General features: G+C 67.6%; 21 protein-coding genes. 10 read left to right on the top strand and 11 right to left on the bottom strand.

Annotation, left to right across the window (positions count from 1 at the left end; genetic code table 11):
- Nucleotides 1-47 precede the first annotated feature (47 nt).
- The gene (locus Q322_RS0103460; RefSeq protein ID WP_034417465.1) at nucleotides 48-542 is read left to right on the top strand and encodes a YsnF/AvaK domain-containing protein; all 495 of its coding nucleotides are present in this window, start codon (nucleotides 48-50) and stop codon (nucleotides 540-542) included.
- Nucleotides 543-557: 15 nt separating this feature from the next.
- Here the strand turns inward: Q322_RS0103460 and Q322_RS0103455 are convergent, their stop codons facing one another.
- Nucleotides 558-1,979, bottom strand: coding sequence for an aminotransferase-like domain-containing protein (locus tag Q322_RS0103455; RefSeq protein ID WP_029475966.1), 1,422 nt, complete (start codon nucleotides 1,977-1,979; stop codon nucleotides 558-560).
- Between the two features lie 135 nt (nucleotides 1,980-2,114).
- On the opposite strand from Q322_RS0103455, the gene Q322_RS0103450 reads away from it, so the two are divergent.
- The gene (locus tag Q322_RS0103450) at nucleotides 2,115-3,365 is read left to right on the top strand and encodes a benzoate/H(+) symporter BenE family transporter (protein ID WP_029475964.1); all 1,251 of its coding nucleotides are present in this window, start codon (nucleotides 2,115-2,117) and stop codon (nucleotides 3,363-3,365) included.
- A gap of 294 nt (nucleotides 3,366-3,659) precedes the next feature.
- On the opposite strand, the gene Q322_RS0103445 is transcribed toward Q322_RS0103450, so the two are convergent.
- Entirely contained in the window at nucleotides 3,660-4,445 is a 786-nt protein-coding gene (locus Q322_RS0103445; protein ID WP_034417463.1) for an exodeoxyribonuclease III, read from the bottom strand.
- A gap of 118 nt (nucleotides 4,446-4,563) precedes the next feature.
- On the opposite strand from Q322_RS0103445, the gene Q322_RS0103440 reads away from it, so the two are divergent.
- Complete coding sequence (locus Q322_RS0103440; protein ID WP_029475960.1) at nucleotides 4,564-4,872, top strand: hypothetical protein; 309 nt, start codon at nucleotides 4,564-4,566, stop codon at nucleotides 4,870-4,872.
- 42 nt (nucleotides 4,873-4,914) lie between these two features.
- Here the strand turns inward: Q322_RS0103440 and Q322_RS0103435 are convergent, their stop codons facing one another.
- A complete protein-coding gene (locus Q322_RS0103435; RefSeq protein WP_245593121.1) occupies nucleotides 4,915-5,550 on the bottom strand; it encodes a class I SAM-dependent methyltransferase in 636 nt (211 codons plus the stop codon).
- 3 nt (nucleotides 5,551-5,553) lie between these two features.
- Nucleotides 5,554-6,705, bottom strand: coding sequence for a PQQ-dependent sugar dehydrogenase (locus Q322_RS0103430; protein ID WP_084147763.1), 1,152 nt, complete (start codon nucleotides 6,703-6,705; stop codon nucleotides 5,554-5,556).
- A gap of 279 nt (nucleotides 6,706-6,984) precedes the next feature.
- Here Q322_RS0103430 and Q322_RS0103425 point away from each other — a divergent pair, with 279 nt between their 5' ends.
- Together Q322_RS0103425 and Q322_RS0103420 are read left to right on the top strand one after the other, a co-directional pair.
- Nucleotides 6,985-7,200, top strand: coding sequence for a hypothetical protein (locus tag Q322_RS0103425; RefSeq protein WP_029475954.1), 216 nt, complete (start codon nucleotides 6,985-6,987; stop codon nucleotides 7,198-7,200).
- Between the two features lie 90 nt (nucleotides 7,201-7,290).
- Nucleotides 7,291-7,707, top strand: coding sequence for an OsmC family protein (locus Q322_RS0103420; protein ID WP_029475952.1), 417 nt, complete (start codon nucleotides 7,291-7,293; stop codon nucleotides 7,705-7,707).
- 6 nt (nucleotides 7,708-7,713) lie between these two features.
- Here the strand turns inward: Q322_RS0103420 and rdgB are convergent, their stop codons facing one another.
- From rdgB to Q322_RS0103400, 5 genes are all read right to left on the bottom strand, one after another.
- Nucleotides 7,714-8,283, bottom strand: a complete 570-nt coding sequence (rdgB, locus tag Q322_RS0103415; RefSeq protein ID WP_029475950.1) for an RdgB/HAM1 family non-canonical purine NTP pyrophosphatase — start codon at nucleotides 8,281-8,283, stop codon at nucleotides 7,714-7,716.
- A gap of 95 nt (nucleotides 8,284-8,378) precedes the next feature.
- Nucleotides 8,379-9,071 (bottom strand): hypothetical protein, encoded by a 693-nt coding sequence (locus tag Q322_RS0103410; protein ID WP_029475949.1) that lies wholly within the window; start codon nucleotides 9,069-9,071, stop codon nucleotides 8,379-8,381.
- A gap of 305 nt (nucleotides 9,072-9,376) precedes the next feature.
- The gene (locus tag Q322_RS0103405; protein WP_029475947.1) at nucleotides 9,377-10,069 is read right to left on the bottom strand and encodes a hypothetical protein; all 693 of its coding nucleotides are present in this window, start codon (nucleotides 10,067-10,069) and stop codon (nucleotides 9,377-9,379) included.
- Between the two features lie 22 nt (nucleotides 10,070-10,091).
- A complete protein-coding gene (locus tag Q322_RS23040) occupies nucleotides 10,092-10,394 on the bottom strand; it encodes a hypothetical protein (RefSeq protein ID WP_156952858.1) in 303 nt (100 codons plus the stop codon).
- Complete coding sequence (locus tag Q322_RS0103400; RefSeq protein WP_029475945.1) at nucleotides 10,391-11,269, bottom strand: DUF4097 family beta strand repeat-containing protein; 879 nt, start codon at nucleotides 11,267-11,269, stop codon at nucleotides 10,391-10,393. Before Q322_RS0103400 ends, Q322_RS23040 begins: the two co-directional genes overlap by 4 nt.
- Before the next feature lie 227 nt (nucleotides 11,270-11,496).
- Between Q322_RS0103400 and Q322_RS0103395 the strand changes: the two genes are divergently transcribed.
- From Q322_RS0103395 to Q322_RS0103380, 5 genes are all read left to right on the top strand, one after another.
- Complete coding sequence (locus Q322_RS0103395) at nucleotides 11,497-12,879, top strand: ribonuclease catalytic domain-containing protein (protein ID WP_029475943.1); 1,383 nt, start codon at nucleotides 11,497-11,499, stop codon at nucleotides 12,877-12,879.
- Between the two features lie 242 nt (nucleotides 12,880-13,121).
- Complete coding sequence (locus Q322_RS0103390; RefSeq protein WP_029475941.1) at nucleotides 13,122-13,397, top strand: hypothetical protein; 276 nt, start codon at nucleotides 13,122-13,124, stop codon at nucleotides 13,395-13,397.
- A gap of 38 nt (nucleotides 13,398-13,435) precedes the next feature.
- Nucleotides 13,436-13,615 carry a hypothetical protein gene (locus tag Q322_RS21515; protein WP_051668089.1) on the top strand — a complete coding sequence of 60 codons (180 nt, stop codon included), beginning with the start codon at nucleotides 13,436-13,438 and terminating at the stop codon, nucleotides 13,613-13,615.
- A 25-nt stretch (nucleotides 13,616-13,640) separates the two neighbouring features.
- Nucleotides 13,641-13,775 carry a hypothetical protein gene (locus Q322_RS24745; RefSeq protein ID WP_281173609.1) on the top strand — a complete coding sequence of 45 codons (135 nt, stop codon included), beginning with the start codon at nucleotides 13,641-13,643 and terminating at the stop codon, nucleotides 13,773-13,775.
- Between the two features lie 172 nt (nucleotides 13,776-13,947).
- Nucleotides 13,948-15,219, top strand: coding sequence for a DUF4127 family protein (locus Q322_RS0103380; RefSeq protein WP_029475939.1), 1,272 nt, complete (start codon nucleotides 13,948-13,950; stop codon nucleotides 15,217-15,219).
- 13 nt (nucleotides 15,220-15,232) lie between these two features.
- Here the strand turns inward: Q322_RS0103380 and Q322_RS21510 are convergent, their stop codons facing one another.
- A complete protein-coding gene (locus tag Q322_RS21510; RefSeq protein ID WP_051668087.1) occupies nucleotides 15,233-18,460 on the bottom strand; it encodes an EAL domain-containing protein in 3,228 nt (1,075 codons plus the stop codon).
- A 113-nt stretch (nucleotides 18,461-18,573) separates the two neighbouring features.
- Nucleotides 18,574-18,889, bottom strand: a 316-nt coding sequence (locus Q322_RS0103370; RefSeq protein WP_034417459.1) for a transposase, incomplete at its 5' end; no start/stop codon positions are given.

Here is an 18,889-nt window from a genome sequence, read left to right as displayed (position 1 = left end):
TTCAGGGAGGTCGCCCCGCCTTTTTTCTCAGATGGGCAGGAGCTGACATGACAGACCGACGCAACGACAGTTTACCGGTATCCCAGACACTCGCCGAAAAAGAAATGGAGGCCAGGGATCTCCAGCTCCAGGGCATTATTGAGCTGCGCGAGGAACGCCTGATCGTCGAGAAGGAGCGCGAGGTGGCGGGCAGCGTGGTCTTTACCCGTGAGGTCCGCCGCGAGACCGTGCAGATGCCCGTCGAGCTGGTCACCGAGGTGCTGATCATCGAGCATCTGGAGACCGGCGCGGGAGGCACCCCGCACTCGATCACGCTGGACGGCGCGCCCCTGGCCGCTGGCGAGCGCCGCGAACTGCTGGTCTACCGCGAGGAGGCCCGCGTCGAGAAGCGTGTGGTGGTCAGCGAGCAGGTTCGTATCAGCAAGCGCCAGATCGTCGAGACCCGCACCTTCGACGCCACCCTGGCCCGCGAGGAACTGGTGGTGGACCCCCAGGGCGACGTGCGCGTGACCGAGAGCGCCCCCGAAGACCCTCTGCGCTGATTGCTGCACTGATGCTCAGGCCAGCCGCTCGCCGCCCTGGCGTGACCGAAATTCGACCCAGGCAGCCTTCAGGCGCTGCACCGCTTCGGGCAGCCGGGACGGGTCCAGCGTGAAGGGCAGGCGCAGAAAGCTGTCGGGCAGGCCGTCCATACCCACTGTCACACCCATTGACGCGCCGGGAAACAGGCGCACGCCGTAACGCGCCGCGCAGAGGGTAAAGGCGCTGGTCTGGCGGGTGGGTAACTCCACCCACAGGAACTGTCCGCCGCCCGGCACCGTGAAGCGCCACCCGGGCAGGTGGGCGCGCAGCAGTTCGGCCAGCAGGTCGCGGGCGACGGTTACGGCTTCACGCCGCTCGTGTCGCAGCCGGGGCAGATCCTTCAAGAGCCGCAACGCGATGTGCTGCCCTGGCAGGCTGCTGCCGAAATCGGAGAGGGTGCGGGCCTGACCGACCGGCCCCGCGTGGGCCGCTGGCACGCGCAGCCAGCCCACCCGCAGCCCCGCCCAGTACAGCTTGCTCAATGAGCCGACGTTGAAGATCGGCGCGGCGGGAGCGAAGGTGGCGATACGCGGCGGCGCTTCAACTTCAAAGCCCAAGTCAATCAGTGTGTCGTCCTCGATGGTGGGCAGCCCGGCGTCGGCCACAACGGTGGCAACCTTTTCCCTGGCACGCTCAGGCATGACGGTCCCCGTTGGATTCTGGAAGGTGGGGGTCAGGAAGGCCAGGCGTGGCGAGTGCTGCTGGAGGGCCTGAGCGAGAGCGGCAGGCTCTACCCCATGCGCTGTCACGGGGACGCCCACCGTCTCGGCCCCTGCGGCACGAAAGGCGTCGATGGCTCCAAAGTAGGTGGGCGTCTCCAGCAACACCTGGTCCCGTGGGCGCAGAAAGACGCCTGCGAGCAGCGAAATCGCCCCCTGCGCGCCGCTGGTGATCAGTACCATCTCCGGCGTGGTGGGCAGGCCCTCGCGCGTGTAGATTTCGGCCAGCACGGCGCGGAGTTCGGGCAGGCCGTGCGGGTAATACAACGATTCCTGGAAGGCGTCCAGCGCGGCCCCACGCATCTCCTGACGCTGGCTGTCGTTCAGCAGGGGAACGGCGATGGTGAAGTCGAACTCGTCGCCGCCGTGGGGCAGGGCAGATGGGGTTCGCAGGGTCAGCACGTTCGCGCCACGCGGCGCGGTGGCGGCCACCCGCGTGCCGCTGCCACGCCTGCGGGTAATCCAGCCGCCCTCGGCCAGCGTGTCATAGGCGGCCACCACCGTGCTGCGGCTGATGCCCAGCAACTGGGCCAGCGCTCGCTCTGCCGGCAGGGCTTCGGATGGTGGGAGCTGACCGCTGCGAATACCCACGCGCAGGGCCTCGGCCAACCGGTCATACCGAGACCCACTTCCAGCCCTCCAGCCAGAGAGCAGCGCAGACCAGCGAGGGGCGTCCATCAGCCCAGCATAGCAGTCCACTTCTCGCCTTTATCCAGACAAGCAGTCCACTTCTCGCCTTTATCCAGACAAGCAGTCCAATTCCCATACCTCTGACACTCGACAGCAGTCCAATGGTGGCTCACAATCACCCCCATGACCGCGCCCGTGCTGGCCTCCCCCGCTCCGCGCAACTTCTGGCAGGACACGCAGCCCAGCGCGGTGCTGGCCGGACTGATCGCCGTGATCATCGGCTGGGCGGGGCCAAACGTGCTGGTCTACAGCGTGGCGCAGGCGGCCCATCTGAGCGACTCGGTCGCCATGTCGTGGCTGTGGGCGCACGCCATTTTCAGCGGGCTGGCGAGCATCTTTCTCAGTCTGCGGACGCGCATGCCGGTCCTGAGTACCTGGTCCACCCCCGGCATCGCGTTTCTGGTCACTGCGCTGCCCGGCATTCCCTTTCCGGAGGCGGTGGGGGCCTTCGTCACGTCCGCCGTACTGGTGTTCATTCTGGGAACCTTCGGGCCGCTCACGCGGGCGCTGGGGGCCATTCCCCCGCATCTGGCCGCCGCGCTGAACGCCGCGATTCTGCTGCCCTTTGGCTTCAAGGCGGCGCAGGCATTCGGCCTTCAGCCGGCGCTGGTGGGGGCCATGATCCTGGCGTACTTCCTGATCCGGCAGATCTCACCGCGCTGGGCGGTGGCCGCCGTGCTGGTGGTAGGCGTGGCCGCCAGCGCGGGCCTGGGGCTGTGGCATCCCGCGCCGATCAGCCTGGCGCTGACGCAGCCGCAATTCGTGGTGCCGGTGTTCAGCCTGCATGCCACGGTGAATCTGGCGCTGCCGCTGACGCTGCTGGCCTTTACCGGGCAGTTCGTGCCGGGCTTCGGGGTGCTGAAGACCAACGGCTACGCACCCGCGCCGGGGCCGGTGCTGCGGACCTGCGGCGTCGCCAGTCTGGGTGCGGCCTTTGCCGGCTGCCACAACTTGACGCTGGGCGCGCTGCTGGCCAACATCGTCAGCGGCCCGGAGGCGCACCCGGACCCTGCCCGGCGCTACACGGCGGCGGTGTGGGCCGGGGGCATCAACATCGGCCTTGGCCTGTTCGCCGGAACCTTCGTGCATCTGATGGGCATCCTGCCCGCTGAGACGCTGGCGGCCCTGGCCGGAATCGCCCTGCTGGGCGCGATGGGCAGCAGTCTTCAGGGTGCATTCCGGGGGGAGCCGGGCAGTCTGGCCGCCCCCATGATCATCCTGGTCACGCTGAGCGGCATTACCCCGCTGGGCATCGGGGCGGCGTTCTGGGGCATTCTAGCGGGGCTAGCGGTGTACGCGGCGGAGCGGCGGGGCCTGGGGGGAATGGCGCAGGCGAAGCAGGTGGGAGAGCCACCTTCTCCCGTCCGCAAGTAGGGAAGCAGTGCCCAAATCGAGGATGACCGTGCTGGGCTGGGCATTGACCGTGCCCACGACGCGGCAGACCGGGCAGCAGGCCACCGCGTCACCTGTCCGACGCTGGTGCTGTGGTCGTCGCGCGACGATCTGGCCAAGCTATACGGGGATGTGCTGGCGGTCTGGCGTGGCGGCCCTGGACCACGCATCTGCGCGGCCACGCCATCGACTCCGGGCATCACCTGGCCGAGGACCCCCCCGCAGAACTCACTGCCGCGTTGCTCGATTTTCTGCGGGAGCAATGAGCCGGGCGGTTCAACCTCCCTCCAGCCGCCCGCTCAGCGGCGCATGGTCACTCAGCCGCGCCTCTCTGTCCACCCGCACGCCGCCCAATTGCACGCCCGCCGACAGCAGGTAGTCGATGCGCCAGCCGACGTTGTTAGCATAGGCCCCGGCGCGGTTGCTCCACCAGGTATATTCGGCTGCACTTCCCAGGGTGGCGCGGTGGGTGTCGGTCAGGCCGCTTTGCAGGTGGGCGCTCATCCACTCGCGCTCGTGGGGCAAAAAGCCGCTGTTGCCTCGGTTGGACCGCCAGTTCTTCAGATCGATTTCCCGGTGGGCCACGTTGTAGTCGCCGCCGATGATCACGGGTCCGCCTTCCGAAATCAGCCGCCCGGTGAAGTCCTGGAAGTCGCCCAGCACGCGGTCCTTGAAGCACTGCCGCGCCTCGCCGCTGCTGCCGCTGGGCAGGTACACGCTGACATAGCGCACGCCGCCAATGCGGGCGCTCAGGACGCGGCCCTCGGCGTCCATCTCAGCGTGGCCCATGCCCACGCGCAGGTCTTCCAGCGGACGGCGGGCCAGAATCGCCACGCCGCTGTAGCCTGCCTTCTGCGCCGGAAACCACGCGCCCTGATACCCCAGGTGGGCCAGGGCGTCGGGCATCGGCGGCGCGCGCACTTCCTGAAGCAGCAGCACGTCGGGGCTTTCGCGCGCCGCCCAGTCGGCCAGCCCCTTTCGCAGGGCGCTGCGGATGCCGTTGACGTTCAGGGTGGTGACCTTGAGTGGCAGGTCAGGCAGCGGGGCAGAGAGAACCGTCATCGGGGCCGAGGATAGCGCCCGGTCCCGCGCTGGCAGGAAGTGCAAGACTGGTGTTTCAAGGTGCGTTGAGGCAATTCATGCCCGCACGCCGGATCTTTTCAGGTACGCTGGGGACACTATGGCCGACATTAAATTTCTCAACGAATCCGACGGTCAGGAATTCCAGATGACACACCCCAAGTCCGCCCGCGTGCTGGGCGACATCCAGATCTGGGCGCAGAACAATGGCTTCGAACACGTCGCCTTCTGGCGCGACGCTGACGATGACCACAAGTTGTGGGTCCAGTTGGGCGAGGACCGGTTGAATTACTGGATTCACGATTCCACCTTCACCGAGGGCAAGCACGAAACGGTGGAAATGCAGATGGACTACGCGCGCGGGGCACAGCGCCGCAGCGCCGCCGGATACGCCAAATTCGATAAATAGGCGCTGCGCGAGGGGGGCTGGAAGCCTGTCACGGACTGACCCTCAATTCGTTTTGTAGGCGAGGTAGACGGCGAGATGGGCCGTGTCCTGCTCGGGAAAGCGCTGTCCGTTCGCGCTGACGCTCAGGCCATAAGTGTCCACCAGCTCCCGCGCGTCGGCTGCCGCGACGCTGATAGGCCGCCGCACATCCAGCCGCAGGGCAGGGTGCCTGGCCTCAGCCAGTGCCGCCCGCAAGGCGTTTTCCGGGCCACCATCAGCGGCTGGGCGGCCCAGTGCGTGCCATGTCGCCCGCAGGTGATCCGCGCCGTGGGCCGCCAGCACCAGTCGTCCGCCCGGGCGCAGCACCCGCCACGCTTCAAGCAGCGCTGCACTGACATCCGGCAGATGCGCCAGCGTTCGTACCAGCAAAACCGCGTCGAATGCCCCGGTCATGTACGGCAATGCCTCGGCCCTCCCCCGGTGTATCCCCGCACCGGGTCTGGGATCAATGCCCTCAGTGCGTCCGGTTGACCGCCGCCTCCACTCGCGCACCAGCGCCCCCTCCCCCGCGCCGATGTCCAGCAGATCGGCGTCTGGGGGCAGGGCCAGCACCTCCAGGAACGGCTGATGGGGCCACGCCACACCCACCAGACGAGACAGGAGAGCATCCCGCCGTGCCAGGTCAGGTGCCGGGGCCACGGCTCAGGGCTGCTTGTAGGTCACCCGGTACATCACGCCGTTGCCGTCGTCGGTGACAAAGAGCGCGCCGTCCGGGGCCATCTGGACATCGGCGGGCCGCCCGGAGGTGGACAGGCCCAGCGCGCCCAGGAACCCGGTCATGAAGTCCCTCGTTGCGCCCGTCTTGGGGTCCACGGTGATGACGCTGTAGCCACTCTTCTGGGGCCGGTTCCAGGAGCCGTGCAGGGCCACGAACATCTGCCCCCGGTACTCGGCGGGAAATGCCGTGCCGGTGTAAAAGGCCTGACCCAGCGGCGCGGCGTGCGCGGTGGTGGTGGCAAACGACGGCTGGGCCGCCTCGCAGACCGCTGGGGTCTTCTTGCCGAACTCCTGATCCCAGACCTGCGGCGCGCCTGCCTGCATGGGGTAGCAGTACGGCCAGCCGTAATTCTTGCCGTCCATCACGCGGAAAAAGGATTCGGGCGGGGTGTCGCTCCCGGCCATGTCGCGCCCGTTGGCGGTGGCGTACAGGGTGCCGTCAAACCATTCCAGCCCCACTGCGTTTCGCAGGCCGGTGGCGTAGGGGCGGCCATTCTTGCCGTCGGCGTCGTAAATCCAGACGGTGGCGCGGTGTGGGTCCTCTTCCTCACAGACGTTGCAGGTGCTGCCGGTCGCCACGTACAGCTTGCCGTCCGGGCCAAAGACGATGGTGCGCGAGTGGTGGCGTCCCCCGGCAGGCAGGTCGATGATCTTCTCGGGGGCAGCTCCCGGTTTCAAGTCGCCATCCTTGTACGGCATGCGGACCACGCCATCGGTGTTCGCGACATACAGAAAGCCGCCATGAAAGGCCAGGCTGTTGGGCTGGTTCAGGCCGGACAGGTAAGTCTGCGCGCTGTCCAGAACGCCGTTCTTATCGCGGTCCGGCAGGACCAGTACGCGTCCGGTGCCGGGGTCCTTGCCCTGATCGGCCACGAACAGGTCACCGCTGGGCGCGAAGGCCATCAGGCGGGGCTTGCCGAGGTCCTGGGCGTACAGGTCGGCCTGAAAACCCGCCGGCAGGGTCAGTCCGGCATTGGGCTTGTCGGTGTCGGGGCGCTGGACCACCGCGCAGGAGCCGAGGGCCAGGGTCAGCAGGCCGCCATAGAGGGCCGCGTGTTTTGAGTTGAGAAAAGCCATGCCTAAAGAGACACGGGCGACATGAAGGTGGTGGATCACTTGGTTAAACCGTGGCTGAGACTGCTTCCGGGCTTACGTTGTTGACGGAGGAGTCGACGGAGGAACGGTGAAGGGCAACCGGGGAGAAATCGAGGTGTTGGACGTCGTCCGAGACCATAGATCCTGCTGCTGATGCGCCGTTAGCAGATGTTCATGAATTGCTGGAACAACCTCCATCCAGCGCTGAGATTAGGGGAAAAGCCACCATCCGGAGCAGGCCCGCAGGAGACAGTGACCGCTATGAAAACTTCCAATGTGCTGTACATCCTCGGTTACGCCTCGATCATCCTCTCGGCCATCAACTTCCTGCGCGGCAAGACCAAGGACGGCCAGGAACAGGACAGCAAGGAGCGCGACGGCCTGTTCCTGGGCCACTGGGCACCCACCTTCTTCATTCTGGGGAAGGTGGCCGAGGACCGCGAGAAGGACGGGCGCAGCCTGCTGGACTTCAGCTAAGCGCCAAAGAGACGTTGGCAGGAAGCCGTCCGGGACCCCAGATCCCGGACGGTTTCGCGTGATCCGCCGCCGATGCTCTAGCCTGTCCGCATGACCTCTACCCCCAAGAAAACGCTTCAGGTGACCTGGCTGGGCGAGCAGCGCTATCTGGGCGTCAGTGAGAGCGGACACCAGTTGCTGATCGACAACAGCGCCACCAAGATCGGCGTCTCCCCGATGGAGGCGCTGCTGGGCGCGCTGGCGACCTGCACGGCCTACGACGTCGTAGAAGTCATGAAAAAACGCCGCACGCCGCTGGCGAGTTACCGCATCGAGGTGGAGGGCACGCGGGCCGACACGGACCCCAAACGCTACACCCACATCACCGTGCGCCACATAGCGGGGGGCGAGGGCATCAGCGCCGAGGCCCTGGAGCGCGCTGCCAGCCTGAGCCACGAAAAATACTGCTCGGTGGCCGCCAGCCTGAACAGCGAGATCACCGTGGAAACGCGGGTGGAAACGGCTTAACGAGATTCAATTCCCGCGCTTGGCCGTTTTGAGGGCCGCGAGTGCTTTGCCCCGGTGGCTGATGGCCTGTTTCTCGGCCACGCTCATCTCGGCCAGGGTACGGGTCTGGCCGTCGGGGACGAACAGGGGATCGTAGCCGAAGCCGCCCTCTCCGCGCGGAGCCTCCAGCAGGGTGCCGGACAGCTCGCCCCGGTAGGTCTCCACCTGCCCGCTGGGCTGGGCCAGGATCACCACCGAGACAAATTTGGCGCGGCGATTGGCGTGCCCGCGCAGTTTTTCCAGCAGATACAGGTTGCGCTCCAGATCGCTGCCCAGGCCCCCGAAACGGGCGCTGTAAATGCCGGGTTCGCCGTTCAGGGCCTCCACCTCGATGCCGCTGTCGTCGGCCAGGGCGGCGGTGCGGGTCACCAGCGCCACCGTGCAGGCTTTCAGGGCGGCGTTTTCCTCGTAGGTGGCCCCGGTTTCCTCGGGCATGGGCACGCCCTGCAAGGGCCGCAGTTCCCAGTCCAGATCAGCCAGCGCCGCCGCGATCTCGCGCACCTTTCCGGCATTTCCCGTCGCCACCGTCACCGTCATCGGCCCCTGCTTCGCCCCTGTGTTCGTCACGTTTCAGAGTCTAGGGGGAAACGGAGACGGCACGGGTATGGGGGCAGACCCAGTCCCTGTCTCCATCAATCCCTCCCCAGGGGCAACTCGGCACGCACCCGCCAGCGCTCCTCGCCCTCCGGCTTCTCGAACAGGGTCAGGGCAGCGTAACTCTGCGTGGTAAAGGGCTGGATACACGCCTGCAACTCGCGGCGCAGCGCCTGCGGATCATTCCCGCCGTAGGGCTGCACCAGTGTGAAATGCGGCTGCCAGGTGTCCAGCCCGCGCGGCGTGTGCAGCAGCGACATACGGACCCCCTCGAAGGGACGGGCGTACAGCCCCTGGGCCACCTGCCCGGCAAAGGGCGAGGCGGTCACAAAACGCGAGAGGCGCGACAGCAGCAGCGTGTGTGCCACCAGCAACGCCGGGGAGGCGTCCAGCCGCAGCACCCACGTTTCGCCGTCGTCCCACACAGCAATGCGCCCATTCGTTAACGCCAACTCCGCGTCCGGCGAGAGGCAGGCCACACAGGCCCGCGCCTCGGCCTCGATGTCGGGCCACCACGCCGGATCGGTGAAAAAGCCCTCCACCACTGTTAAATGAAAGCCGAACGGCCCTGCGTCGGCCTGCCACCCGGGGCGCAGGAAGGCGGGCAGGGCCACCGGCTGGCCCGCGCGCACGTCGAAGCCCAGCAGTCCAGACCCCATGCGGGACAGCGCCGATCCGGCAGGCGGACACAGATAGACGGCAAAACGCGTTCCGGCGGCGGGGTCAGGCATGGCGTGATTGTGGCAGATGCCCAGGCTGGGCTTGATGGCGTGGAACGAACAACGGGTTCGAGAGATTTCAGGGTGGGGCTGGAACGGCCCCCGCTGCACCCGGCATGACGACGCCTCCGGCAAATGTTGCGAGAGGAAGCGGTGAGGGGCGGGGAATCCAGGCATCCCAGCCCACTCCCTGAGATCAGATTGCGACGAGTCAAAGACGAATCCGAGCGGAGCGGGTGGCAAAAAATACCGTCTTGCGGCAACTCCCGAATGTCCGGCAATCCCACCGGATGTTCGGGAATCAGCGCAACACGGGATCATTTCAGCGAGATGTGGACCTCGTTGCCCGCGCTGTCCTCGGCGCTGATCAGCTCGCCGGGGGGTGGATCGGATTCGATCAGCAGTTGCAGGGTTTCCAGGCTGAATCCGGCACTTTCCAGCGCGCGCAGGCCGTGCGGCGGAATCAGCTTGTGCAGGTGCGGCGCGAGGCTGACCGGCAGATTGGCGCTGTACTCGTCGCCCGCCGAGGATTCCACCTGAATTCGCAGGATACGGGCCGAGGCCGGGCGCGAGGCGTCGTACTGATACTGATACTCGTACTGGGGCTTCTTGCCCTCCACCACGTTTTCCACGGCACGTTCCACACTCTCGGTAATCCGGTCCACCATGCCCTCCAGTCCTCCTCTGCCCGGGCGGGGGCGGTTGCCGCCGTCCCAGGTCCAGGCTGGCCCGCGCCCATCGCCATCGCCCTCACTGCCAAAGCCTCCGGGGGGCGGGGGCGGACGGGGAGGTGCGGGCGGCACATCGCGCACACCGCGCAGCAGCAGCAGATGTTCGGCCACCTGCCCGGTGTCCAGCTCGTCGCGCCCCAGCAGCGAGTCGATCAGTTCGCGGTCACTGTCGGTCAGGGCCAGCTTGGCGCTCAGGGCGGCCAGCAGTGGCCCGGCGTCCTCCAGATTCAGGCGACCCGCGCGCACCAGATCGAGGATGCGTTTCACCTTCTCTTTCATAAGTCATCCTCCAAGTGAGTGGTCACGGCAGATCCGGCTGCGCGGGACGGCGGTGCGTGGTTGATACATCCAGCGGCGGGATCAGGGCGAGATGTCCATTCGACAGCATCAGCACACGCAGGCCGTCGCCGCCCGACGCGGCTTTCCGGTTCGCTTGCCAGGCGTGCCACTGCCCGGGCGTGACTTGCCACAGGGCACATAGACGCTGCCAGAGCCGTCTAAACAGTCCAGGTCTGGGCGCTTCGACGACGGGCTGCCGGGCCGGGCGGATCACGCGGTAGCCCTTCGCGGAGCGGGCCGTGTGGGGAGAAGACGAGACGCTCATCTCGAATCCCCCGTCAGCAGCTTGACCTGTCCGGCGGCCACCTTGCAGGACAGATAGGCCTCGCCGCTGCCCAGTTGCCCGGCGTGGCGCGTATTCATGAAGCCGCCGCTCTTGCGGGTGGGGAAGTCGGCCTTGAATGCGCCCACGGTCACGTCGGCGTCCACGCGCAGGCTGCTGCCGGAAAGCAGGTGCAGGGTGGCGTTTCCGGCGTTGACTTCCAGGCGGTGATCGCCGCCCGACAGCACCCCGGCCCACTTGAGATTGCCGCCGTTGACGCTGGCGTTCAGGCTGTACGCGCCGGTCAGCGACAGGTTGCCGCCGTTGATGCCCAGGTGCGTGGGACCGTCCAGTTCCGTGGCAGTCAGGTTGCCGCCGTTGACCTCGGCCTTGAGGCTGGCGGCGCGGCCCATGCGGATGTTGCCGCCGTTGACGTCGGCCTGCATCTCGCCGCCCAGATCAGGCAGGGTCAGGTTGCCGCCCTCGACGGTGGCCCGCACATGCCGGGGCATGAAGGGCATAGAGAGGATGGCCTTGACGCTGCCCCAGTGACCCCCGAAGTGGTCCACGCGCTGAACCTGCCAGCCTTTCGGCGTACCGGCCAGGCGCAACACGCCGTCCTCGTTGGCGCTCAGGTGCGGCGCGTCCACAGACGGGTCGTGCAGCACGGTCAGGGTATAGCCGCTGACCTTGAGCGTCAGGTCCGGGGGAATGCCTTCGGAGCTGTCCTGCTGGGCGGTGGGCATCACGGCTTCCGGCGCGTCGGCGGGGGTGCTTTCCAGCAGTCCAGCCGCTTCCTCGGCGGTGAGTTTGCCCTCGGCCACCAGACGCTGCACCTGCGAACGGAAATCCTCGGCGGGCGATTGCTGTTCATTCATATCCGTCTCCTTGAAGAGAATAGAAACACAGAAATCACTGATTGTCAAGATGGGTTTTAAATTTTTTTGATCCCGCCATCGAATTTTTGCGTCTTGGACGGGAAATTTCAGAGGAGGATATTTCTATTTAAAATCTAATAGAAAACTCGATCTTCTATTCAGCGATCCGCCGCCAACAATCGGCTCCACAGCCTGCCCCCTCCTACCTCTCCCCTATCCTGGGTGCCATGACATTGCCCGAACTCACCCCGGCCCAGCGCACCGAAGTGGAACTGCTGGCGCGCGGCAAGGCAGAAAAGAGCCGCACCCTGCACGAACTGAGCCTGCCCGAGACGCCGGAATCGGCCCACACGCTGCTGCTGCGCCTGGGCATCTGGAACGGGGCCAGGACACCGTATGCAGACCGTCTGGGCGCGGCGCTGACCCACCTGACGCTGGACGTGCCGGACTTCGCAGATGAGCAGCGGCTGGACCTGAGCCACCTGATGGCCTACGCCATCGACGACGAGGGCAACCGCGACCCCGACGACGCCATTGGAATCGAGGCGCTGGACGGCGGCCTGACCCGCCTGTGGGTGCATGTGGCGGACGTGGCCGCGCTGGTGCCGCCGGAAAGTGCACTGGACCTGGAGGCCCGCGCACGCGGCGCAACCCTGTACCTGCCGGACCAGACGATTGGCATGCTGCCCGACGCCCTGATTGAGAAGACCGGACTGGGCCTGCACGACACCATGCCCGCGCTGTCGATCTCGCTGGACCTGGACGCCGACGGCAACGCCGACGCCGTGGACGTGGCGCTGACCACCGTGCGGGTGTCGCGGCTGACCTACCTGGGCGCGCAGGAAAAGCTGGAGGCGGGCGAGGAACCCTTCGTGACGCTGGCAGGGCTGGCCCGCGCCAGCAAGGAGCTGCGCGATTCCGAGGGCGCGCTGTCTATCGACTTGCCCGAGGTGCGGATCAAGGCCGACGAGCACGGCGCAACCGTGACGCCGCTGCCCAGGCCGGAGATGCGCTTCGTGGTGCAGGAGTGCATGACGCTGGCAGGCTGGGCCGCCGCGATCTATGCCGACGATCACGACATCCCGCTGCCGTTCGCCACCCAGGCCGATCCCAGCCGCGAGGTGCGGGGCGAGGGGCTGGGCGTGCAGTGGGCACGGCGCAGGACGCTGGCCCGCACGCGCTTTCAGCCGTCGCCCGGACCGCATTCGGGCATGGGTCTGGACCTGTACGCCCAGGCCACCAGCCCCATGCGGCGTTACCTGGATCTGGTGGTGCACCAGCAGCTCCGGGCCGCGCTGACGGGCCGGGAGCCGCTGGACGGCAAGACCGTGGCCGCCCACATCGCCCAGGCCACGCTGAACGCCGACGCCACCCGCCAGGCCGAGCGCCTGAGCCGCAAGCACCACACCCTGCGCTTCGCCGCCGCCCAGCCGGAGCGCGAGTGGGCGGCGGTGGTGGTGGACCGCCGGGGACCGCAGGCCACCCTGCTGCTTCCCGAGCTGGCCTATGACCTGCCCCTCAGCACGCCCGCGCAGGTGGGAACCGCGCTGAAAGTCCGGCTGGTGGACGTGAATCTGCCCGCCTTGAGCGCGCGTGCCCGCACGGTGTAGGCGATCTTCACACCCATCCTCACCTGAGCGGATCACAGCTTTGCCTGACCATGCGGCTTTTCAGCAACACACTCTGCTGGAGGACCGCGCTCCTTGTACTCAGTCCAGTACAGCCACAGCAGAAATGGACCCGAGACATTTAGCCCACAGCCAAGAAACAACGTTGAACACGCACATTTCATAGGCTGAAATCCGATTCATCTTTCATTCAGATGGTCCCTCCCCTGCTTAAACTGCCAGGCATGACCGCCGTGAGCCGGGTACTTAACGACATCGTGTCCCTGCGCATGAGCCACTGCCGCGCCGAACAGGCCGTCGGGGCGGCCCAGTACCACCTGGCGGTGCAGCACTACCGGGCCTGTCTGGAGGCCGCCGAGTGCCGCGAGGACTGTCAGGCGGTGCAGTTCTTTGCCCTCAAGCTCTCGGGCTGCTATGAGCAGATGGGCCTGCGCGACAAGGCCACCCAGTTCCGCGCCCTGGCCAGCGTGGAAGACGAGCTGCCCGGTCTGCTGGGCTAAGGGGCAACCCGGACCCGCCGGGCCGCATAGTGGGGAGCATGTTCAAGACAGTGCTGCTGACGCTGACGCTCGCGGCCCTGCCGGCTGCCTCCGCCGCGTCCGTGAGCCTGGCACCTGGCCAATCCATAACCGTCAGCGGCACGAAAATCACCCTGCTGCGCTTTACTGACAGCCGCTGTCCCGAAAGGGCCATCTGCGTGATGGCGGGCGCTGTATAAGGCCAGCGTCTTCGTGGTGCGCGGCATGTCCGCGCGTCTGTACACGGTTTATCTGCCCGGCGTGCCCGGTCAGACGGCTGCCGGACAGGTGAGCTTGAAGGCGGCCACCCGGCGGGACCAGGGCCTGGTGCAGCGGCTGACCTTCGAGGTGCGGAAATAGCGCTGCTGGGGTGACGGGTGCAGCTCGGGCTTCGTGTCGGGGGGCAGAAATGTTCCTGATCGCACTCTCCCTTGCTGCCACAATTGAGGTCAGAAATCTTCAGCAGAGGGGATTAACCACCGCTCTTCCCTCTCGTCCTTCCCTCTCATTCCTACCCGTTAGCCTGACGCCGATGCTGCGCCCTGTCCTCCTTGTCTCATTCCTTTTTGCCGCCCAGGCCGGGGCACAGACGCTGCTGCCACTGGATTCGCGTCCGGCGACACGGGTGCTGCCCGCCCTCATTGCGGGTTTGGGCGGCGGCACCCCCCACGTGCCGCCCGCCGCGCTGCTGGGCAACGCCGCGCAGGAGGCCAATCCGGCGCTGCTGGCCGCGTGGCTGAACACCCAGCCCGCAGATGGACCACTGATCGCCGCGCTGGATGCGCTGGCCTACGGCGGGCTGGTGCAGTCGCGCCGCAGTCCGCTGACGACTGCGCAGGCGCTGGCGCGGCTGGAACCCCTGCGCGAGTGGCGCGCGCGGACGGGCCAGCCCATCTATGCCTTCATCACCCTGCCGCGCGAGCCGGATGCCACGGCCCGGGCGCGCAACCTGGCGGTGGTACGGGCCATGCTGGACTGGGCAGGGACGGGCGTCTTTGCCGGGCTGGACATTACCTGGGACGACGCCCTGCCCGGCAGCCCGGCCCCGGCGGAGGGCGCGGCGCTGGCGCAGGAGGCGGCGGACAGAGGCTTGACCAGCGTGCGCGTTTACCCCGGCGCGGACGAGGTGCTGTCCATGCTGGTGGCCCGCGCCCTGGCCCCGCAGGAAAAAACTGTTCATGTCGAGTACAGCGATCCGCTGGCGGCGCAGCAGGTCATCAAGTACGAGGGCATTCCCCTGACCCGGAGCGCGGCCAACCACGCGGCGGGCAGCGGCTTCGCGGTCACGGAGGAGGGGAAGGCGGACCTGACCCTCTATGTCTTTAACGGCGGCGACGCGCGCCAGGCCGCCCTGCGCGTCAGCGCGTTGCTGCGGCGCGGGCCGGTGGCGCTGGCAGACGTGGAAAAGGTCAATCTGGGCAACTCGCGGCTGTGGGCCGATCTGACCACCCTGCGCCAGCACGCCAATCTGCGGGCGCTGGCGGCCTGGGGCACCCCCGGCAACAATCTGGGCGCGGCGCTGGCCCACGCCAAGCTGAGCCTGAACGGCCCCGATCCCACGCGGCAGGACGCCCTGCTGGCCCGCGAGTACGCCAACGACGTGATCTACAGCACCGAACTGCGGGCGCAACTTCGCGGGGCGGTGCCGGAAAGGGAACTGGACACGCCGCAGGGGCAGGCCGAGTTGCTGCGGCTCGCCCAGACCTATTTCCCGCTGCGAATCGGCAACGAGTACCTGCTGAACACCGCCAGCTCGCCGTGGGGCCGCTCGTTCGAGTGGAATTTCAATTTGCAGGCGCGCTGAAACCCGCCCCGGTTCAGTCCTGCGGCGCAGCCAGCGCCCCTGGCGTGGCCCGCAACCGTTCCAGCGTCGCGCCAGTTTCCAGGGGGCGGGAGAACAGGTGGCCCTGGCCCCAGCGGCAGCCCAAGCGGATCAGGTGGCCGCGCTGCATCTGGGTCTCGATGCCCTCGGCGATCACGTCCACGTCCAGGGTGCGGGCCAGCAGCAGCACCGTCTGGACCACCTTGGCGCTCACCGCGTCCTCGCCCAGCCGGGCGATAAAGGCCCGGTCGATCTTCAGGCCGTCCACCGGAAAACGGTGCAAAAAGGCCAGGCTGGAATGCCCGGTGCCGAAGTCGTCAATGTGAATCCTGACGCCCAGCCCGCGCAGTTCGGTCAGGGTGCGGGCGGCCTCGTCGATGTCCACGATCAGGGCGCTCTCGGTGATTTCCAGGTTCAACCGCCCAGCGGGAAAACCGCTGTCCTCCAGAATGCGGCGCACCGCCTGTGCGAAGCCGGAACGCAGGAACTGGCGGGTGGACACGTTGACCTGCAAGGCCGGGGGCCGGGCGGCCAGGTCAGCCGCACCGCCCACCGCTGCGGCCTGAAAGGTGCGGCAGGCGGTCTCCAGCACAAAGGCCCCCAGCTCGGAGATGATCTCCAGTTCCTCGGCCAGCGGGATGAACTCGTCCGGGGACACGGCTCCCAGGTGCGGGTGCTGCCAGCGCAGCAGGGCCTCGTAGCCGACGGTCTCGCCGGACTCCAGGTCCGCGATGGGCTGATAGACCAGCCGCATCTGGCCGCGCCGGGCCGCCTGCGGCAGGTCCGCCTCGATCTGGAGCTGGCGCAGGGCGGCTGCGTGCATCTCGGGCCGGAAGGTGATCACCGGGTGGGCCGGGTCGCGCTTGGCGCGGTACATGCTCAGGTCCGCGTCGCGCAGGATGTCGGCGGGCATCCGGTGGTGCAGCTCGCCCGGCGCGACGCCGATGCTGACGCTGACCTGGACCGCGCGGCCCTGGACCGTGAACGGCGCGAGCAGTTCGGCCTGAAGGCGGGCGGCGGCGGCCTCCACCCGTGAGAGGTCCACCCGCGTCAGATCGCCCGGCGGCAGGTCACACATCAGCACGGCGAACTCGTCGCCGCCCAGGCGGGCCACCAGCGCGCCGTCCATGCAGGCGCTGAGGCGCTCGGCAAAGGCCTGGAGCAACGCGTCCCCGGCGGTGTGGCCCAGGCTGTCGTTGATGACCTTGAAGCGGTCCATGTCCAGATACAGCACCGCGTAGGACGGCTGCCCGGTCTGGCAGGCCAGCGCCATCTGTTCCTCCAGCGCGCTGTACAGGCGGTCGCGGTTGTGCAGCCGGGTCAGGGAATCGTGCGTGGCGGCCCACAACAGCCGCGCCTCGGCCTGCTGACGCGCCGTGACGTCCCGCGAGGAGGACAGGTACTGGACCGCGCTTTCCCCCGGCACGGTGCTTTCCACCGGACCTTCTCCCGGCCTGGCCTCTGCCCGCTCAATGCGGCTGGCGCTAACTTCAAGGCACAGGTAATGGCCCGCCCGGTGGCGCACCCGCACCAGCCTGGGCTGACCCAACTGCCGGTCGAGGTCATGCAGGCTGGCCCGGTCCTCCGGGTGCATCAGGGCGGCGGGCGAGGTTTCCAGCAACTCGGAGGCCGAATAGCCCAGCAGCGCGTGGACGCTGGGGCTGACATAGCTGAAGTCGCCGCCGGGCCGGTGCAGACACACCAGATCGTTGGTGTACTCGGCCAGCAGGCGGTAGCGGGCCTCACGCTCCCTGACCTGCGCGTGCAGCCAGGAACGTTCCAGCACCTGTTGCAGGTATCCGCCCACCGAGGCGATGACGTGGGCGTCCCACTCGCGCAGCGGCTCGGCGTCGCCAAAAGTCTCGACGTTCAGCACGCCGATCACCTCGTGGCCCCGCAGCAGCGGCACGCACACTTCCGAATTGATGCCGTGCATGGCCACCACCGCGTCCGGGTCATCGCCCAGGTCCTGGACCCACTGGGTCTGGGCGGTGCGGCAGGTCCGGCCCATCACGCCCTGGTCCACCGGCAATCGCCGGATCACGGCGGCGTAGCCCACCTGGTCTTGCATGATCAGCACGCCCCCGCTGAGCAGGTACACGCTGACGTGCGAGTACCCGAAGGTCTCGCGCAGGCCCCAGGTCACCGCCCGGATGCTCTGGGCCGTGTCCAGACCGCTGCCGAACGAGGTCCGCAGGCGGTGCAGCAGGTCCAGCGCCCGGCGCTGGCGCTCGGTGTCGGCGTGCAGACGCTCGCGCTCCATGGCCTGCCCCAGCCAGGTGCCCAGCGCCGCCAGTGGACGCAGGTCCTGCGCGCCCAGGTGCCGCGACTCGCACTCCACGTTCAGCACGCCCACCACCCGCGCGCCGTCCAGCAGCGGCACGCAGATCTCGCTGATCACCCCCGGCAACATGGAGACGTAATCGGGGTCCTGGCCCACGTCGGCCACCAGCACGGGCCGCCCGCTGCGGGCCACCCGTCCGGCGACGCCCGCACTGACCGGGTGGCTGGTGACCCAGACCCCCTGTCCGGCCTGATGCCGCAGCACCAGCACGTCGCCCTCCAGCAGGCCGATGCCCACATGCTCGGCCCCGAGCAGCTCATGAACCGCCCCGGTGATCTGCCCGAACAGCTCGTCCTGGCTGCCCGAGTGCGCCACCGCCTGCCAGGCCCGCTCCAGCAGTTTGACCTCGCACTGTGCGGCGTCCAGAGCACGGTCCAGCTCCAGCCGCTCCAGTGCCGCCGCCAGCAGCGCGGCCTGCGCGTGGGCCAGCGCCAGCAGCGGCGCGGGCAGGGGCGCATCTTCTGGCAGGATGAGGTCCAGATGCAGCGCGCCACGCAGTGTCCCTGCCGTGTCTACCGTCCCTGCCGCAGCCACCGGCACCGCCAGACACGCGCGGGCCTGCGGATGCACCGCCCCGGCCAGCATCTGGGCAGCGGGGGGGTCCAGCAACGCCGCGTAGAACTTGCGGGCGTCGAACAACCGTCCGGACTCGGTGGGCCGCCGCGCCACCAGTTCGGCGTCGTGGCGGCACAGGTCCAGCGGCGTGGTCACAATGGACTCAGCCCCAGCCCCAGCCCCCTCCTGGGCGGCCAGCGCACTGGGCGGAGCGGCAGACAGGACCAGGCTGCCGTTCTCGCCCGCCACGAACAGCCGCGCCGACACCACCGGCCCCAGCGCCTGCACCACCCCTGCCACTGCGGTCAGCAGGAGACCCGGCACAGCCAAGGCAGCGCTGACCCCTCGTCGTTCAGGAAGGGAGATCGGCAGATGAGGATGCATGAGAACCTTGACGCATGCTAGCGCGCCACTCTTTCTAAACAATCACTCTGGTTCTATTGATCGCGGCATAAATTAGAGTCCATCAAGCGGCGCGGCAACTGGATGTATCTGACGCGCTGCCAGGCACCGACCAGTTTCTCCTTGAGGACGGTGACCGAACGGGCACAGAAATTCCCCAACACATTTCGTTTGACGTACGCCCACACGAGCTCAATTGGATTGAGCTCTGGCGCGTACGGTGGCAAGTACACCAACGACAGGCGTTCGTGGATCTCCACGAACGCCTGAACCATCTTCGCCCGATGGATACCCGCATTGTCCAGAATCACCACGATCTTCCCCTGGATGTGACGCAGGAGATGCCGGAAG

Source organism: Deinococcus frigens DSM 12807, from assembly GCF_000701425.1.
Classification (GTDB): Bacteria; Deinococcota; Deinococci; order Deinococcales; family Deinococcaceae; genus Deinococcus; species Deinococcus frigens.
Note: the sequence above shows the minus strand (reverse complement) of the source record. Positions and strands in the feature narration are given on the sequence as shown.

What these genes read in the sequence shown, in the direction of transcription:
- Q322_RS0103460 (WP_034417465.1), top strand. Translation starts at nt 48, where the DNA reads ATGACAGACCGACGCAACGACAGTTTACCGGTATCCCAGACACTCGCC.
- Q322_RS0103455 (WP_029475966.1), bottom strand. Translation starts at nt 1,979, where the DNA reads ATGGACGCCCCTCGCTGGTCTGCGCTGCTCTCTGGCTGGAGGGCTGGA.
- Q322_RS0103450 (WP_029475964.1), top strand. Translation starts at nt 2,115, where the DNA reads ATGACCGCGCCCGTGCTGGCCTCCCCCGCTCCGCGCAACTTCTGGCAG.
- Q322_RS0103445 (WP_034417463.1), bottom strand. Translation starts at nt 4,445, where the DNA reads ATGACGGTTCTCTCTGCCCCGCTGCCTGACCTGCCACTCAAGGTCACC.
- Q322_RS0103440 (WP_029475960.1), top strand. Translation starts at nt 4,564, where the DNA reads ATGGCCGACATTAAATTTCTCAACGAATCCGACGGTCAGGAATTCCAG.
- Q322_RS0103430 (WP_084147763.1), bottom strand. Translation starts at nt 6,705, where the DNA reads ATGGCTTTTCTCAACTCAAAACACGCGGCCCTCTATGGCGGCCTGCTG.
- Q322_RS0103425 (WP_029475954.1), top strand. Translation starts at nt 6,985, where the DNA reads ATGAAAACTTCCAATGTGCTGTACATCCTCGGTTACGCCTCGATCATC.
- Q322_RS0103420 (WP_029475952.1), top strand. Translation starts at nt 7,291, where the DNA reads ATGACCTCTACCCCCAAGAAAACGCTTCAGGTGACCTGGCTGGGCGAG.
- rdgB (WP_029475950.1), bottom strand. Translation starts at nt 8,283, where the DNA reads ATGACGGTGACGGTGGCGACGGGAAATGCCGGAAAGGTGCGCGAGATC.
- Q322_RS0103410 (WP_029475949.1), bottom strand. Translation starts at nt 9,071, where the DNA reads ATGCCTGACCCCGCCGCCGGAACGCGTTTTGCCGTCTATCTGTGTCCG.
- Q322_RS0103405 (WP_029475947.1), bottom strand. Translation starts at nt 10,069, where the DNA reads ATGAAAGAGAAGGTGAAACGCATCCTCGATCTGGTGCGCGCGGGTCGC.
- Q322_RS23040 (WP_156952858.1), bottom strand. Translation starts at nt 10,394, where the DNA reads ATGAGCGTCTCGTCTTCTCCCCACACGGCCCGCTCCGCGAAGGGCTAC.
- Q322_RS0103400 (WP_029475945.1), bottom strand. Translation starts at nt 11,269, where the DNA reads ATGAATGAACAGCAATCGCCCGCCGAGGATTTCCGTTCGCAGGTGCAG.
- Q322_RS0103395 (WP_029475943.1), top strand. Translation starts at nt 11,497, where the DNA reads ATGACATTGCCCGAACTCACCCCGGCCCAGCGCACCGAAGTGGAACTG.
- Q322_RS0103390 (WP_029475941.1), top strand. Translation starts at nt 13,122, where the DNA reads ATGACCGCCGTGAGCCGGGTACTTAACGACATCGTGTCCCTGCGCATG.
- Q322_RS21515 (WP_051668089.1), top strand. Translation starts at nt 13,436, where the DNA reads ATGTTCAAGACAGTGCTGCTGACGCTGACGCTCGCGGCCCTGCCGGCT.
- Q322_RS24745 (WP_281173609.1), top strand. Translation starts at nt 13,641, where the DNA reads ATGTCCGCGCGTCTGTACACGGTTTATCTGCCCGGCGTGCCCGGTCAG.
- Q322_RS0103380 (WP_029475939.1), top strand. Translation starts at nt 13,948, where the DNA reads ATGCTGCGCCCTGTCCTCCTTGTCTCATTCCTTTTTGCCGCCCAGGCC.